The organism is Kitasatospora sp. NPDC088264 (assembly GCF_040685715.1).
Lineage (GTDB): Bacteria > Actinomycetota > Actinomycetes > Streptomycetales > Streptomycetaceae > Kitasatospora.
Map to the genome: position 1 here is coordinate 97,472 of NZ_JBFBIR010000018.1, position 12,990 is coordinate 110,461.

Below are 12,990 nucleotides of genomic sequence, written 5' to 3' on the forward strand. Positions count from 1 at the left end.
GCCGCCTCTGCCGTTGAGGACGGTGGGCGGCACCGTGCGGCTGACGGCGCCGTGCGGCTGTCGGCGGCGGCACCTACGTGGTGCCGGGGCCGACAGCCGCACGAGCCGGTGAACGGGCGGATCAGGGGATGGGGCGGGTGGTGCAGAAAATAGGACGAGTGGATCAGTAGTAGTGACGACGCCCGCCGACGGCGTGTCCGACGGAGCCCGCGATCCACAGGACGAGGCCGATGACGGCCAGGATGATGCCGATGGTCCACAGGATCGAGATCCCGGTGACGAAACCGACGATGAGCAGGATGACGCCGAGGACGATCACGAGGTCCTCCCATGTGGTGACTGGGACGGTTGTCAGGAGGGGCGGTCCGGCCGTTCGATGGTGATGCCGGAACCGTCCGGGGGTGGTGGAGCCGTCGTTTCTCCGGCCGCGCCCATGATCCGCGTGTACCGCTCTGCGGGCCGGGCAAACCATCCCGCCCGCGGCGGAATGGGTTCGGTTCCCTCCCCGGGCACACCCGGCCCTTCACCGAGCGGTCGCCGCCGTCGGCCGTGGCGGGTCAGGACCGGATCCGGTCGAGGACGGCGTCGATGTCGAGATGGTCGGATTCGGTGCCGGCCGGTACCAGGGTGAAGGAGTCGAGGAGGAAGGCCGTCACGGCGTCCGCGGGGATGCTGATCACGGCCCGGCCGTTCTCGGCGCACAGGGTGACCAGGACCCGGCCCGCCCGCCCGGGCGCGACCGTCACGTCCCCGTGGCCGGCGGGGGCGTGGCGGCCCTCGTTCAGCAGGTCACGCGCGAAGACCCACCGCGCCTCCCCGCCGCCCCCGAGGGGCGGGAAGACCAGGCACACCGCGTACGGCAGCGAGGTGTCGAAGCGCAGTTGCGCCTCGACGGTCACATCGGGGAACGGGCCTTCGGGCAGCGTGACGGCGGTGGACCAGGAGGTGACGACGGTCATGCGACGGACTCCGTTTCTGGCAGTGGCGCCTGGTTGCCCGCAGCGGCACCGAGCGCCGGCGGCGGCAGCGCTCGGCTACCCGCCCCGGGCCGATTCATGGCCCTGATCCCGGAAACCCCGCGTGCGCGGCGTGTTCGATCGCGTGCGGACCGCTCCGGCGCGGTTCCCGGTGCGAGGCGGGTGGTTTCCGTCCGGCGAGAAGGGGCAGCCGCCGCGTGGTCCCGCTGCCCGGACGGTCGTTCGTCCTCGTCCCGGACGCCCCGGCGCCTCGGAGCACCGTCCTCCGGAATCCGAGAACGGCCCGTCGAGGCCGAACCGCCGGGTGGAGGGCCCGCCAGCACCGCGGGGGCCGGCCGACGGCTCCCCCGACCCGGAAGGAACTCAGCGATGGGTATCGTCATCAGCAGCCCGCTGCCGGACAGCGAACGCAAGACGACCGGGGAGGCCCTCCAAGGCACCCTGGTCGACCTGCTGGACCTGTCCCTGGTGGCGAAGCAGACGCACTGGAACCTCTACGGGCCCCGGTTCCGCTCCGTCCACCTCCAGCTCGACGACGTGGTCGCCACCGCGCGCGACTACGCCGACCAGGTGGCCGAGCGTGCCGCCGCGATCGGGGTCAGCCCGGACGGACGGGCCGCCACGATCGCCGCCACCAGCAACCTGCCCGACTTCCCCGAGGGCTGGACGGCCGATGTGACGGCCGTCCAGAACCTGGTGAAGGCCTTCGCCGCCGTGATCGAACGGATGCGGGTGCGCATCGACGAGACCGGCCCGGCGGATCCCGTCAGTCAGGACCTCCTGATCGGACTCACGGCCGAGTTGGAGAAGCACAGCTGGATGTTCCAGGCCGAGAACCAGCACTGACGGGGCCCTGCCGACCGCGACGTGCGGGGCCGGGATCGGGGCGGGGACGGGTCCCGGCCCCCTGCGCGCGCGGTGAGGTCAGTTGGGCGGTCCGGCCGTCAGTGCTTCTCGTCCCGGGCCTCGCGGGACTGCGTACGGCGGGACCGCGTACGGGCTGAGGACCTGTGGCGGCGCACGCGCCAGACGACGAGGGCGATGACGACCACCGCGGCGAGCAGGGCGGCGACGACGCCGCCGACCGTGCCCTCGACCTTGGTGTAGGCGGCCCCGGCGAAGTAGCCGAGGAGGGTGAACCCGACGCCCCAGGCGAGGCCGCCGAGGGCGTTGAAGAGGAGGAAACGGCGGTACGGCATGCGGGAGACGCCGGCCAGCGTGGGCACCACGGGGCGGAAGAAGGCGACGAAGCGGCCGAAGAAGACGGCCGCCGGCCCCCGTCGGCGGATCAGGTCACGGGCCTTGTCGACCTGCTCCTCATGACGCCGCAGCATGCGCGTGTCGAGGACCGCCGGGCCGATGTGGCGGCCGATCTCGTAGGCGACGGAGTCCCCCAGGATGGCCGCGCAGACCACGGCGAGGACCAGCCAGCCGATGGACACCCTGCCCTGGTGGGCGAGGAAACCGCCGAGGACGGCGGCGCTCTCGCCGGGGATGAGGAAGCTGAAGAAGAGGGCGTCCTCGGCGAAGACGAGGGCGGCGACGACCGCGTACACGATCGGGCCGGACAGGCCGTCCAGCCAGTCGGTGATCGAGTGCATCAGCCACCCCGTTCGGGATCTCCCGCCCCTTCTGCCGCCCCCTGCGCCTCAATGTAACGGCGGGCGGTCCCGCACGCAGTGCTCCTCGGCGGGCGGGCGGCCCTCCTCCGGAAGGCCACGCTGCCGGCGGCGGCGTTAGCCTTCGCGCTTCCCGGGTAGCCGCTCCGCCGGACCACGACGGATGACCCCGCGAGGAGGACGCACCATGGACGGACGCGAGCAGGAGGCGCTGCTCGGGATCGAACGGGAGCTGCGCCGCGACCGCGTCCTGGAAGCACGGCTGCACAGGTTCGGCCTCGGACTGCGCAGCAGGGCCTGGGACATGATGCGCGGGGTACGGCCGGGCCCTGTTCTCGGGCTCGCTCTGCTGTCGCTCGGCCTGCTCGCGGCCGGACTCCGGACGGCGGAGCCACCTGTCCTGTGGGCCTTCACGGGCTGCTGGGCGCTGACCCTCGCGGTCGCCTTCGCCGTGCTCTGCGCCTGCGCCGATGGCCGGGGGAGCGGCGGATGAGCGGCCTGCCAGGCCCGCCCGGCCTGCCCGGACCGCGCGGACCGCTGTCGGCGGCGGTGCTCGGGCTGGTGACCGCCGGCCCGCCCGGCGCCGGACGGCTGCTCGCGCCACCGGGCCCACTCCACGACCCCTGGGGGGAGGACCACCAGCTCGCGCTGCACCTGTGCTACGAGCTCCACGACCGGGGCCTGCCGGGCGTCCACCCCGGCTGGGAGTGGGAGCCGGAACTGCTCGCCCTGCGACGGGAGCTGGAGCGATCGTTCCTGGCGAGGGTGCGCGCCGAGACGGAACCCGTACCGGCGTTGCCCGAGGTGCTGGAGCAACTGCTCACGCAGCCGCCCGAGGGTACCGGGCCCTCGCACTTCCTGCTGGCCGAGGGCGAGCGCCACCACGCCCGGGAGTACCTGGTGCACCGGTCCGTCTACCACCTCAAGGAGGCCGATCCGCAACTGTGGGTCCTGCCGAGGATCCACGGGCCGGCCCAGGCGGTGCTGATGGCGATCGCCTACGACGAGTACGGCGCCGGACGCCCGGAGCGGGCGCACTGCCTGCTGTTCGCCCGGATGATGACCGCCTTCGGCCTCGACCCCGAGTACGGCCACTACCTGGACGTCGTCCCCGCGCCCATGCTGGCGACGGTCAACCTGATGACGCTGTTCGGCCTGCACCGCGTGCTGCGCGGCGCCGCCATCGGGCAGTTCGCCGCCATCGAGATCACCTCCTCCCCCGGCTCGGCCCGCCTGGCCGCCGCGCTGGAACGCCTGGGTGGCGGCCAGGACGGCACGCTGTTCTACCGCGAACACATCGAGGCCGACGCCGTCCACGAGCAACTGGTGCGCCGCGGGGTCATCGAGGAACTGCTCGCCGCCGAACCGGAGTCGGCGCCGGACATCGCCTTCGGCATCGCCGCCGCCGGGACGGCCGACCGCCGCTTCGCCGACCACCTGCTCGGCTGCTGGCGCGCCGGACGGACCTCCCTGCGCTCACCCCTCGCCGACTCCTCCTCCTGAGCCGTGCCGTGCTCCTGAGCCTTCTTGTGCTCCCGAGCCTTGCGGCGGGCGGCCGTGCCGCCGGTGGCTGGTGTCGCAGAACGGATACGTCCGGCTGCGCCGGCAGGCGCACAGGGCCACCACCGGGCGCTCGGAGACCCGCCGGGTGCCGTCCGGCAGGACCACCTCCACCGGGCCCTCGACCAGCAGGGGACCGCCCGGCACGACGACCACCCGGGTGACGTCCCGGTCAGCGTTCGCGGACACCGCGCACCACCGCCAGCTCCTCCTCGCGCTCGCCCGGCCCGATCAGCCCGAGTCGCTCGAACAGGGCGGCGCGGGCCGTCAGCACCGGCCCGAAGGGCTGCCGCTGCCGCGCCGCCACGCTCGTGCGCAGCCCGGCCGCGCGCAGGAGCGCCAGGGTTTCCGGGACGTCCGCGAGCGCGGACTGCACGATCAGCAGCACGCCGCCGGCGGCCAGCACGCGGGGAGTCGTCCGGCAGATCCGGTCCAGGACCAGCCGCCCGTCCGGGCCGGCGTCCCAGGCCAGGGCCGCGCCGCGGCCAGGAGACCCCTTGCCGGGGTCGGTGGGGAGGTACGGGGGATTGGCGGTCACCAGGTCGAAGCGGCCACCGGAGAGCGGGGCCAGCAGGTCGCCCCGGTGCAGCCGGATCCGGCGGTGGTGCAGGCGGGAGTTGCACCAGGCGGCCGCGACGGCACGGGCGGACAGGTCGACCGCCGTGACCCGTGCCCCGCTGCGCGCGGCCGCGAGCGCGACGGCGCCCGTCCCCGTGCACAGGTCGAGCACCCGGCTGGAGCCGTCCAGCGGCTCCCGGCGCACACAGGCGGCCAGCAGTTCGGTGTCCCCCTGCGGCGGATAGACCCCCGGTGGTCGCAGCAGCAGCATGCCGGGCGGCTTCCCGCACCGGCGCCGTTCACACCTGCCGGACCCGCACACCTGCCGGACCCGCACACCTCCGTGCACACCCTCGACGAGGTGGCGCCCCGCCGGCTACGACCTGCTGCTCGTCCCGGGCGGCACCATCACCGCGGACACCCTCCGGCTCCGCCAGGCGGCCGTCCACACCGTGCTCGCCTTCACCGTCGCTGGACGTCCCGTCGCCTTCACCGTCGACGGGCGTCCCGTCGCCGCCATCTGCCACGGGCCGTGGCTGCCGGCCGAGGCGGGCGTCGCGTACGGCAAGCGGCTCACCTCCTACCCCTCCGTGCGCACCGACCTCGCCAACGCTGGTGCCACCTGGACGGACGAACCTCTGGTCACGGACGATGCCGACGGCTGGCGGCTGGTGACCTCGCGCAACCCCGACGACCTCGAACACTTCCTGCGGGGCGTCGACGCCGCGCTGCGCACACGGTCCGAAGCGGTCGGCTCGCGCTGAGGAGGCGACCGGCCGTCGGCCGCCGCCCGCACGCTCGACGCGGTGGGTGCGGTGCTCAGCGCGCGGCGGTTTCCGCCGGGTGGGCGTCGTCCTCGTGGTGGTCCTGGGCGGCTGCTCCGGTGGCGTCGGGTGCGGGGCCCTGTCTGGCGGCCTGGCACGTGCTGCAGGTGAGCCAGTGCGCTGGAGGTTGGTGGGCGTAGCGGTGCGGGGCGAGGGTCATTCCGTCGGTGTCCAGGCCGCACAGGGTGCGGCGGCCGCAGGTGCCCGAGGCTTCCGCGGGGGCGGCGTGCACGCGGCGCACCGGGCTCTCCGGGTCCGCCGGGGTGTGGTCGGGGCCGAGGAGCCGCACGTTGGTCGGCATGTCTAGCTCAAGTACGACGACGATGTCCATCTTCTCAACGTCGCTGCTGGGCCGGTCCGCCGCACCCGCTCGGTGGCATCCGGACCAGCCCGGGCCACCTCCGGCGGACGGGTCCCGACCCTGCTTCCAACGGCCTTGGCGACGCGTGGTGAGGCCTGGCACCCCGGTGCCCCCGTGGGCGCCCCGACCGGCGTGGCGGCGGTCGGCGCCGTCGCGTTCGTCCGCGGGGCCACATCCTTCGGGACCTCCGCGGCGGCCGGGCCGATGGCAGGTACGGGATGACGGTAGATACGGGATGACGGCGCGGGCCGGGGGAGTGACGCTGGTGGGGTGGACGGCAGCGACGCGGTACGCGCGGAAGGCTCCCGGCGGCCCGTGCCGGACGGTGCGGGGCGCGGCCGGCAGCCGGCGCCGACGGTGGGGGTGGAGGAGGAGTACTTCCTCGTGGACGCCGCCACCCGCGCCGCGGTGCCCGCCGGGCCGGGGCTGGCCGCCCGCGCCGCCGGCGTGCTGGGGGAGCTGGTGTCCGGGGAGTTCACGGACCTCCAGATCGAGGTGCGGACACCGCCGTGCAGCACGATGGAGGACCTGTCCGCCGAGCTGACGCGACTGCGCCGCGAACTGGCCGCGTGCGCGACGGCCGAGAACCTGAAGGTCTGTCCCAGCGCGACGCCCGTGATCGGCGGCGACGTGGCGCCGGTGGGCGATCACCCCCGGTACCGCGACGGGGTGAAACTGTTCCGGACGATGATGGATGACTTCGCCGTCTGCGCCCTGCACGTCCACGTGTTCCTGCCCGACCGGGAGGTGGCGGCCCTGGTCGGTAACCATCTGCGGCCATGGCTGTCGCTGCTGGTCGAGATGAGCGCCAACTCGCCCTTCCACGCCGGACGGGACACCGCGTACGCGAGCTGGCGGTCGGTGCTGCGCCTGCGGTTCCCCGGTCTCGGGCCGCCGCCGAGGGTCGAATCCTTCGACGACTACCGGCGCTTCGCCACCGCCATGGCGGACGTCGGTGGAATGTCCTTCGCCGAGCTGCCGTTCTGGGACACCCGCCCGCACCCGAACCTGCCGACCCTGGAAGTACGGTGCATGGACGTTCCGGCCGAGGCGGTCGACTCCGTGGCCCTGGCGGCCGTCGTCCGGGGACTGGTGGTGACCTCCGCCCGTTTGGCGGAGCACGGCGACCAGGGCCCCCGGCTGAGCGGTGAGCTGCTGCGCGGCGCCTACTGGTACGCCACCCGCGACGGCTGGCCGGGGCGGGGGACGGACGCCCTGACCGGACGGATGCTGCCCGCCCCGGAACGCGCACGGCGGCTGCTGGAGCACATCGGCGCCGCATTGGAGGACATGGGGGACCTGGAACGGGTCACCGCCTTCGTCGACCGGCTCGCCACCCGGGGCAGCGGCGCCCACCGCCAACGCGCCGCACACCGCGCCGGAGGCCTGCCGGCGGTGGTGGACGACCTGGCGAGCTGCATGATCCCCCCGGACGCCGCCCCGCCGCAGTCACCCGCCTGGCGGACCCCACTGCGGCGCGGCCGCGACGGGCGTGCCAGCTTGGAGGGAGCCGGCAGGGAGCGGCCGGGGGACGGACCCGCGCCGACGGCCGCCCGCGAACCCCTTGGGAAGCCGATGCACGCCACCCCGAACCCGAACGGCCGCACCCCCGAACGGGGCGGCCTGGTGCGCCGCGACGGCTTCGCCCGCCTGAGCGCCGCCGACCTCGGCGTCGACCCCGAGGCACTGGCGGAGGACTTCGCCCGGCTCGCCGACGCCTACCGGGACCTGCCCCCGGACCCGTACGCGCGGGAGACCAACCGGTTCCGCCGTTACTCGCACGCCGTCTACCTGCCCTGGACCGGTGCGCTGTCCTACATCCCCGGTGCCCCCGACGGCGAGTTCGGCACCGTCGCCGAGTACTGGCAGGACGAGCACAACCCCGAGTACCCCCGGATGCGCCGCCGGCTGCCCGACATCCCGCCCGCCCTGCACGGCAACCGGCTGCTCGACGCCCTCGTCCGCGCCGACCTCGACCACGCCCTGTGGCTGGAGGACCTGCACCGCGTGCCCGTCTACGTCGGCATCCACCTGATCGCGCTCGGCGTGCAGGACCGGGGCCAGGTCGCGGTGTCCTCGCCGAACTGCCTTCACCAGGACGGCGGTTCACCGGCCACGTTCACCTTCGCCCACCTCGTCGGCCGCCGGAACATCGAGGGGGGCGAGAACGTCATCGCCACCCCGGAGAGCGCCGGCCGACAACCCGACGCGCTGCCCGCCGACGCCATCCACACCCGCTTCGTCCTGACCGAACCGCTGGACGGGTACGGCGTCCACGACCGGCGCGTCAGCCACTACGTCGGCCCGGTCCGCCTCGGCGACGACGGGGGCGACGGCCGCCGCGACATCCTCATCGTCGGCATCGCGCCGTACGCGCCCGGGCTGTGAGCGCCGTACGCGGGCACTGCGGGCACTGCGGGCACTGCGGTCACTGCGGTCACTGCGTACGCAGGGCGCGCTCGCACTCCTGGCACCGCTGGTCGGCGAGCGTGGGCGGGTACCAGGGCTCGCCGGGCCGGAGCGGCCGGTAGTGGGTGTGTTCCATCGGGCCGGTCTCCAGCCCGCACAGCGTGTACGGCTGCGGGTCCTCGGGCACGTCGGGATCGGCCCCGGCGGCGTGCACCGCGATCACGGCGGGCTCGGCACCTTCCGCATCTTCCGCACTTTCCGCGCTGATGGCCCCGATGGCCCCGTCGGGCTCCAGCTCGAAGAGCACGATGATCGATGCCATGCACCGAGCCTCGGCCATCGCCGGCGGACCCACATCCGGGGGTGGGCCTTTCGAGGCGAGCACCCCTTGCCCCGTTTCGGCCCGGCCCCGCCTGGAAGAGCGGCGGGACCGACGACCGCATGGATCGCGCCCGTCGGGGCCTGCTGCCATGCTCGGGTGATCACACCTCGTGCACGGAAGGAGTCCGTCGATGATCGTGCCGCCCGCGCTGGAACGGTGTCCGGGCGGGCTGCGGTGAGGGGCTGGGTGGTCGGGGCCGTCGGCGAACCGGGCAAACCGTGCAAACCAGGCGAGCCGGGGCGGTTGCTGGTGGTACTCGTCGACGGTCGGCGGCTGGTGACGCGCGAGCTGTCCGGGCAGGAGCGGGCGGAGCTCGGATCGCCCGTCGCCGGGCGGCTGCGAAAGCCGCATCCGGGCGCGCGGTCGATGGTGCGCTGGCTGCGCCCGGTGCTGGCCGTCGTCGTCGAGCTGGAAGCCGGACAGGTGCGCCGCATCGCCTTGCCCGCAACGGGCGACTGAGTGGTCCGCCGCCACCCGGTCCCGGCGCTGCGCACCGCGCTCCGAGCCTGATCCGGACCCGCCGGCGCCACCTCGGCGGCCGTCGTGGGGTTCACCCGATTGCCCAGCGTCCGTCCGGCCGGCCCCGGGACGGACCGGGCGCCCGGGGGCGGGCCGCGTCCGGGCGACGTAGGTTGCGGGCATGACCAGTGACGAGACGACGATCCCGGCGGTAGGGGTGCGCCTGCTGGACGAGGTGTTCGACGCGATCGAGGCGGCCAACGGCCGCCCGCAGCCGTGGACCGGTTTCGACCACGGGATCCTGGGGGCCTACCGATGGGCCGCCGGCGCCCAGGTCGCGGCGCCCCTCACCGCTGCCGCCGCGCTCGGCGCCACCGGGCCGTGCCGGGCGCAGCTCCTGGCCGAGTGCCAGGCCGCCGCCGTCCGTCTGCGCGACGTCTCGGCCTTGGCCTTGGCCTCGGCCTCGGGTGAGGGCGACGGCGCGGACGACAGCGCGAACGCCGCGTACGCCCTGGGCGCCTACCAAGCGCTGGCCTGGCTCTGCGGCCACCACGAAGACCGCCCCTGACCCGGCGGCCCGAAGGGCCGGCACCGACCTGCGGGCCTGCCGACCTGCCCGCATCGCGCATCCGCGCATCCGCGCACAGGGAGACGAAACCGTGCTGAAGGACGACAAGTCGCCCGGCGGGGGCAGGGACGAGACGCCCCAGGAACGGGCCGACCGGCTCTGGAGCGAGATGCTCCAGGAGGTGCGGGTGTGCCAGACCGGCGCGCAGATCCTCTTCGGCTTCCTCATCAGCGTGGCCTTCACCCCGCGCTTCTCCGGCCTGCCCGACTTCGACAAGGACCTCTACGTCGCCACCGTCATCCTCGGCGCCCTCTCCACCGGCACGCTCGTCGCCCCCGTGGCCTTCCACCGCCTCCTCGCCGGCCGCGGCATGAAACCCGAACTCATCCACGTCGCCGGCCACCTCATCGCCACCGGCCTCGTCACCCTGGCCCTGACCATCGCCGCCGCCCTGCTGCTCCTGCTGCGCACCGCCACCGGCAACCCGGTCGCCGCCTGGGTCCTCAGCGCAGCCGTCCTGCTCTGGTTCACCACCACCTGGCTCGTCCTGCCCCAGATCGTGCTGCGGCGCACGGCCGCCCGCCGGACGGCTCCTTAGCGCCGGGGTCCTGCACGGGTCCGGATCCCGTCGTGGCGTCGTGGCCGGAGCGGCGCCAGGAACGGCAGGGCCCGCCGACCGGATCTCCGAGGCCGTGCGAACGCGTCGCGACCGGCGTTCGGGGTAGACGCCGGGGCAACCCCGAGGAGGAGCGGCCAGGCCCGCCGGTTCGAGCAGGAAGCAACCACCGGGCCCGCGAGGCCGCCCCCAGAGCGCACCGGATCTGCCGACTGACCTGATGAGAAGGGCTACGCCATGAGCACGCACGACACGGGCACCACCCCCGCGGAACACGACGCCTCGCGGGACGGCGACGACACCGTACGGGAGCGGTCCGCGGAGGAACGGAACATCGTGGCGCCCACCCCGAAGGACGTCCGCGCCAAGGCCGACGAGCCCGACGACGCCGACGACGCGCCCACCCCACCCGCAGCCGACACCCAGGCCCCCTGACCGGCGACACCCCCCGCCGCCCCCGGCCCCTGGCCGCCCGTACCCCGCCTGGCCGTGACCGGGCGGGGTTTCTGAACGCCCGTTGGCATCACCGGGTGCTCATGATGAACTGATCTATCCGACAATCCTCGCCGCAGCAGAGCCCCGCCCGGTGCTGGACGGGGCCTGTACGGCACAGGTCAGCCGCAGAACGTCGACTTCACCGCGGCGACGATCTGTGCGGCCTGGTCGTCCGTCAGAGACGGCACCGTGCCGCCCTCGAACCGTGACTTGGTGTTCTTCTGAACCGTCGCCGCGTCCTTGTTCTCGCGCGCGTCCAGGCACGTGTTACGGGCTCGGGAGACGGCGCGGTCCTGCTTGGCAACCAGACCCGGGTCCACGGCCTTGAGGGCGGCCATCAGGGCGACGGTCTGCGCCGAGTCCGGCGAGGGGATCGCGGACGTCGGCTTCGGGGCCTCGTCGGCCGGTTGCTGACCCGGGGCCGCCGGGGAGCTCGCGGACGGCTTCGCTTCGGCAGTCGCCTTATCGGGCTTGTCCTCGAACAGCGAGAGGACGGCACCGAGGGCGAGTACCGCCCCGCATCCGATCAGAATCTTTTTCTTGTCCATTCCCACCCCTTGACCGACATTTGGTGATCATCAGAGGTACCACAGGGCCTGTGACATGCGAAAGTCCCATCCGGAGACGGTCTCGTGGGTCGGCGGGGTCGGTTTCGATGACGGTCATGTTGCGGCCTCCCGGGCGGTCGCCTTCCAAAGTGGTTTCACTTTCAACTATGATGGTGCGGTGACATGCCGGCCACGAGTGATCCGTTAATCTGCTGATCCGCCAGAGGAGTTCCCGTGAGTGATGTGACCACCGATGTGACCGCGGCCCCGGTGCGCCGGCGGGTGTTCATCGACAAGCAGAGCCCTCAGGCCTACCGGGCGTTGCGGGCGACCGCCGAGGCGGCCGGGGTGGGGGCGGCGGAGGCCGGGCTGGACCGCAGGCTGGTGGAGCTGGTCAATCTTCGGGTGTCCCAGATCAACGGGTGTGCCTACTGCCTCAACGTGCACACCCGGGCCGCTCTTCAGGCCGGTGACACCGCGCAGCGCCTGGGCACGTTGCCCGCGTGGCGCGACACCGAACTGTTCACGCCGCAGGAGCGTGCCGCGCTCGCCCTGGCCGAGGTGACCACCGACCCGTCGGACGCCGTCGCGCAGGAGGCCGCCTACGGCGCCGCCCGCGAGGTCCTGACCGATGACCAGATCTCGGCGGTCATCTGGGTGGCGATCGCCATCAACGCCTTCAACCGCGTGTCGATCCTGAGCAAGCACCCGGTGCGCGCGATTCCGGCACAGTGACGGCGCCGCGCGGGCTCGACTCGGTGATCAGGGCGCGGATCGCCGTGGCCACGGGGGCCGGCCGTTCCTGCATGGCGACGTGGCCGACGCCGGGGAGGGTGAGGAGGCGGGCGTCGCGGAAGGCCGCGTAGGCCCGGGGCGCCGTACGGAAGGGGACGAGGGCGTCGTCCCGGCCGTAGACGAGCAGGGTGGGGGCGGTGACGCGGCGCGCCAGGTGCCAGGCGGAGGCCTCGCCCCGTCGCAGGAACGCGTGGACCACCGAGCGCACACCTTCGGCCAGCATGTTTTGTGCGTACGGCAGTTCGGCGCGGCGTCGGCGCTCGCGCGCCTCCACGGACCGCTGTTCGGTGCCGACGAGGGCGGGGTTCGCGTAGATGAGGCGGTAGAGGTCGTCCAGTTGGCGGTCGGGGCTCTGGGCGGCCAGGAGGCGGGAGTGCAGTCGTGGCGCGCCCGGCAGGCCGAGCAGGGCCACCCGCAGGGCCGGGGCGGGCGGGAACGTCGGCAGCACGGGCGAGATGAGGGTCAAGGTGGCGACCAGGTCGGGCCGTTGGGCGGCGAGGCGCAGTGCGATCAGGCCGCCGAGGGAGTTGCCGACCAGGTGCACGCGGTGGTGTCCGGTCCGGTCGAGGTGGCGGGCGACGGCCGCGGCCTGGCGTTCGACGGTGACGTCGCCGTCGGGCGGGGGTGCCGATTTTCCGAAGCCCGGGAGGTCGAGGGCCAGGCAGTGCGCCGAGGTCCGCAGCAGGTCGATCAGGTGGGCCCAGTTGTGGGTCCAGCCGCCCAGTCCGTGCAGGAAGACGGCGGTGCCGGCGGCCGGAGCGGGGCTGCGGACGTACTCGGCGGCGAGGGGGTGGTGCATGGTGGTCCGTTTCTTCGGGG

The 12,990-nt window shown here is 73.7% G+C and carries 19 protein-coding genes; 10 read left to right on the top strand and 9 right to left on the bottom strand.

Annotated elements, in window-relative coordinates:
- Window positions 1-163: 163 nt before the first annotated feature.
- Together AB0O82_RS17045 and AB0O82_RS17050 are read right to left on the bottom strand one after the other, a co-directional pair.
- Window positions 164-319: a DUF6131 family protein gene (locus AB0O82_RS17045; protein WP_363584371.1), complete on the bottom strand. Its 156-nt coding sequence runs from the start codon at window positions 317-319 to the stop codon at window positions 164-166.
- Between the two features lie 238 nt (window positions 320-557).
- On the bottom strand, window positions 558-959 hold the full coding sequence (locus AB0O82_RS17050) for an SsgA family sporulation/cell division regulator (protein ID WP_363584373.1): 402 nt from the start codon (window positions 957-959) through the stop codon (window positions 558-560).
- Between the two features lie 387 nt (window positions 960-1,346).
- Between AB0O82_RS17050 and AB0O82_RS17055 the strand changes: the two genes are divergently transcribed.
- The gene (locus AB0O82_RS17055) at window positions 1,347-1,823 is read left to right on the top strand and encodes a DNA starvation/stationary phase protection protein (protein ID WP_363584375.1); all 477 of its coding nucleotides are present in this window, start codon (window positions 1,347-1,349) and stop codon (window positions 1,821-1,823) included.
- Between the two features lie 98 nt (window positions 1,824-1,921).
- Here AB0O82_RS17055 and AB0O82_RS17060 read toward each other — a convergent pair whose 3' ends face one another.
- Entirely contained in the window at window positions 1,922-2,578 is a 657-nt protein-coding gene (locus tag AB0O82_RS17060; protein ID WP_363584377.1) for a DedA family protein, read from the bottom strand.
- Window positions 2,579-2,783: 205 nt separating this feature from the next.
- Here AB0O82_RS17060 and AB0O82_RS17065 point away from each other — a divergent pair, with 205 nt between their 5' ends.
- A complete protein-coding gene (locus AB0O82_RS17065; RefSeq protein WP_363584379.1) occupies window positions 2,784-3,089 on the top strand; it encodes a hypothetical protein in 306 nt (101 codons plus the stop codon).
- Window positions 3,086-4,099 (top strand): iron-containing redox enzyme family protein, encoded by a 1,014-nt coding sequence (locus AB0O82_RS17070; RefSeq protein WP_363584381.1) that lies wholly within the window; start codon window positions 3,086-3,088, stop codon window positions 4,097-4,099. The genes AB0O82_RS17065 and AB0O82_RS17070 overlap by 4 nt, the downstream gene beginning before the upstream one ends.
- Here the strand turns inward: AB0O82_RS17070 and AB0O82_RS17075 are convergent.
- Window positions 4,073-4,345, bottom strand: a complete 273-nt coding sequence (locus AB0O82_RS17075; RefSeq protein WP_363584383.1) for a CDGSH iron-sulfur domain-containing protein — start codon at window positions 4,343-4,345, stop codon at window positions 4,073-4,075. The two genes, AB0O82_RS17070 and AB0O82_RS17075, sit on opposite strands and share 27 nt — an antisense overlap.
- Entirely contained in the window at window positions 4,329-4,985 is a 657-nt protein-coding gene (locus AB0O82_RS17080; protein ID WP_363584385.1) for a HemK2/MTQ2 family protein methyltransferase, read from the bottom strand. Before AB0O82_RS17080 ends, AB0O82_RS17075 begins: the two co-directional genes overlap by 17 nt.
- Here AB0O82_RS17080 and AB0O82_RS17085 point away from each other — a divergent pair.
- On the top strand, window positions 4,984-5,478 hold the full coding sequence (locus AB0O82_RS17085) for a DJ-1/PfpI family protein (protein ID WP_363584387.1): 495 nt from the start codon (window positions 4,984-4,986) through the stop codon (window positions 5,476-5,478). The genes AB0O82_RS17080 and AB0O82_RS17085 overlap by 2 nt on opposite strands.
- 55 nt (window positions 5,479-5,533) lie before the next feature.
- Here the strand turns inward: AB0O82_RS17085 and AB0O82_RS17090 are convergent, their stop codons facing one another.
- Window positions 5,534-5,839, bottom strand: a complete 306-nt coding sequence (locus tag AB0O82_RS17090) for a hypothetical protein (RefSeq protein ID WP_363584389.1) — start codon at window positions 5,837-5,839, stop codon at window positions 5,534-5,536.
- A 330-nt stretch (window positions 5,840-6,169) separates the two neighbouring features.
- Here AB0O82_RS17090 and AB0O82_RS17095 point away from each other — a divergent pair, with 330 nt between their 5' ends.
- Complete coding sequence (locus AB0O82_RS17095) at window positions 6,170-8,287, top strand: YbdK family carboxylate-amine ligase (protein WP_363584391.1); 2,118 nt, start codon at window positions 6,170-6,172, stop codon at window positions 8,285-8,287.
- Window positions 8,288-8,336: 49 nt separating this feature from the next.
- Here AB0O82_RS17095 and AB0O82_RS17100 read toward each other — a convergent pair whose 3' ends face one another.
- Entirely contained in the window at window positions 8,337-8,630 is a 294-nt protein-coding gene (locus tag AB0O82_RS17100) for a hypothetical protein (RefSeq protein WP_363584393.1), read from the bottom strand.
- 309 nt (window positions 8,631-8,939) lie between these two features.
- On the opposite strand from AB0O82_RS17100, the gene AB0O82_RS17105 reads away from it, so the two are divergent.
- From AB0O82_RS17105 to AB0O82_RS17120, 4 genes are all read left to right on the top strand, one after another.
- Window positions 8,940-9,149, top strand: coding sequence for a hypothetical protein (locus tag AB0O82_RS17105; protein ID WP_363584395.1), 210 nt, complete (start codon window positions 8,940-8,942; stop codon window positions 9,147-9,149).
- A 181-nt stretch (window positions 9,150-9,330) separates the two neighbouring features.
- Window positions 9,331-9,717 (top strand): hypothetical protein, encoded by a 387-nt coding sequence (locus AB0O82_RS17110; protein WP_363584397.1) that lies wholly within the window; start codon window positions 9,331-9,333, stop codon window positions 9,715-9,717.
- A 91-nt stretch (window positions 9,718-9,808) separates the two neighbouring features.
- Complete coding sequence (locus tag AB0O82_RS17115) at window positions 9,809-10,315, top strand: DUF6328 family protein (RefSeq protein WP_363584399.1); 507 nt, start codon at window positions 9,809-9,811, stop codon at window positions 10,313-10,315.
- A 255-nt stretch (window positions 10,316-10,570) separates the two neighbouring features.
- A complete protein-coding gene (locus tag AB0O82_RS17120; protein ID WP_363584400.1) occupies window positions 10,571-10,768 on the top strand; it encodes a hypothetical protein in 198 nt (65 codons plus the stop codon).
- Window positions 10,769-10,947: 179 nt separating this feature from the next.
- On the opposite strand, the gene AB0O82_RS17125 is transcribed toward AB0O82_RS17120, so the two are convergent.
- Window positions 10,948-11,376 carry a DUF732 domain-containing protein gene (locus tag AB0O82_RS17125; protein WP_363584455.1) on the bottom strand — a complete coding sequence of 143 codons (429 nt, stop codon included), beginning with the start codon at window positions 11,374-11,376 and terminating at the stop codon, window positions 10,948-10,950.
- A 234-nt stretch (window positions 11,377-11,610) separates the two neighbouring features.
- Between AB0O82_RS17125 and AB0O82_RS17130 the strand changes: the two genes are divergently transcribed.
- Window positions 11,611-12,111 carry a carboxymuconolactone decarboxylase family protein gene (locus AB0O82_RS17130; protein WP_363584402.1) on the top strand — a complete coding sequence of 167 codons (501 nt, stop codon included), beginning with the start codon at window positions 11,611-11,613 and terminating at the stop codon, window positions 12,109-12,111.
- Here the strand turns inward: AB0O82_RS17130 and AB0O82_RS17135 are convergent.
- Window positions 12,056-12,970: an alpha/beta hydrolase gene (locus tag AB0O82_RS17135; RefSeq protein WP_363584404.1), complete on the bottom strand. Its 915-nt coding sequence runs from the start codon at window positions 12,968-12,970 to the stop codon at window positions 12,056-12,058. The two genes, AB0O82_RS17130 and AB0O82_RS17135, sit on opposite strands and share 56 nt — an antisense overlap.
- Window positions 12,971-12,990: the final 20 nt, after the last annotated feature.

Bases quoted from the DNA above. Each gene is read 5' to 3' on its own strand.
- AB0O82_RS17050 (WP_363584373.1), bottom strand. From the start codon at position 959: ATGACCGTCGTCACCTCCTGGTCCACCGCCGTCACGCTGCCCGAAGGC.
- AB0O82_RS17055 (WP_363584375.1), top strand. From the start codon at position 1,347: ATGGGTATCGTCATCAGCAGCCCGCTGCCGGACAGCGAACGCAAGACG.
- AB0O82_RS17060 (WP_363584377.1), bottom strand. From the start codon at position 2,578: ATGCACTCGATCACCGACTGGCTGGACGGCCTGTCCGGCCCGATCGTG.
- AB0O82_RS17065 (WP_363584379.1), top strand. From the start codon at position 2,784: ATGGACGGACGCGAGCAGGAGGCGCTGCTCGGGATCGAACGGGAGCTG.
- AB0O82_RS17070 (WP_363584381.1), top strand. From the start codon at position 3,086: ATGAGCGGCCTGCCAGGCCCGCCCGGCCTGCCCGGACCGCGCGGACCG.
- AB0O82_RS17085 (WP_363584387.1), top strand. From the start codon at position 4,984: ATGCCGGGCGGCTTCCCGCACCGGCGCCGTTCACACCTGCCGGACCCG.
- AB0O82_RS17080 (WP_363584385.1), bottom strand. From the start codon at position 4,985: ATGCTGCTGCTGCGACCACCGGGGGTCTATCCGCCGCAGGGGGACACC.
- AB0O82_RS17090 (WP_363584389.1), bottom strand. From the start codon at position 5,839: ATGCCGACCAACGTGCGGCTCCTCGGCCCCGACCACACCCCGGCGGAC.
- AB0O82_RS17100 (WP_363584393.1), bottom strand. From the start codon at position 8,630: ATGGCATCGATCATCGTGCTCTTCGAGCTGGAGCCCGACGGGGCCATC.
- AB0O82_RS17110 (WP_363584397.1), top strand. From the start codon at position 9,331: ATGACCAGTGACGAGACGACGATCCCGGCGGTAGGGGTGCGCCTGCTG.
- AB0O82_RS17120 (WP_363584400.1), top strand. From the start codon at position 10,571: ATGAGCACGCACGACACGGGCACCACCCCCGCGGAACACGACGCCTCG.
- AB0O82_RS17125 (WP_363584455.1), bottom strand. From the start codon at position 11,376: ATGGACAAGAAAAAGATTCTGATCGGATGCGGGGCGGTACTCGCCCTC.
- AB0O82_RS17135 (WP_363584404.1), bottom strand. From the start codon at position 12,970: ATGCACCACCCCCTCGCCGCCGAGTACGTCCGCAGCCCCGCTCCGGCC.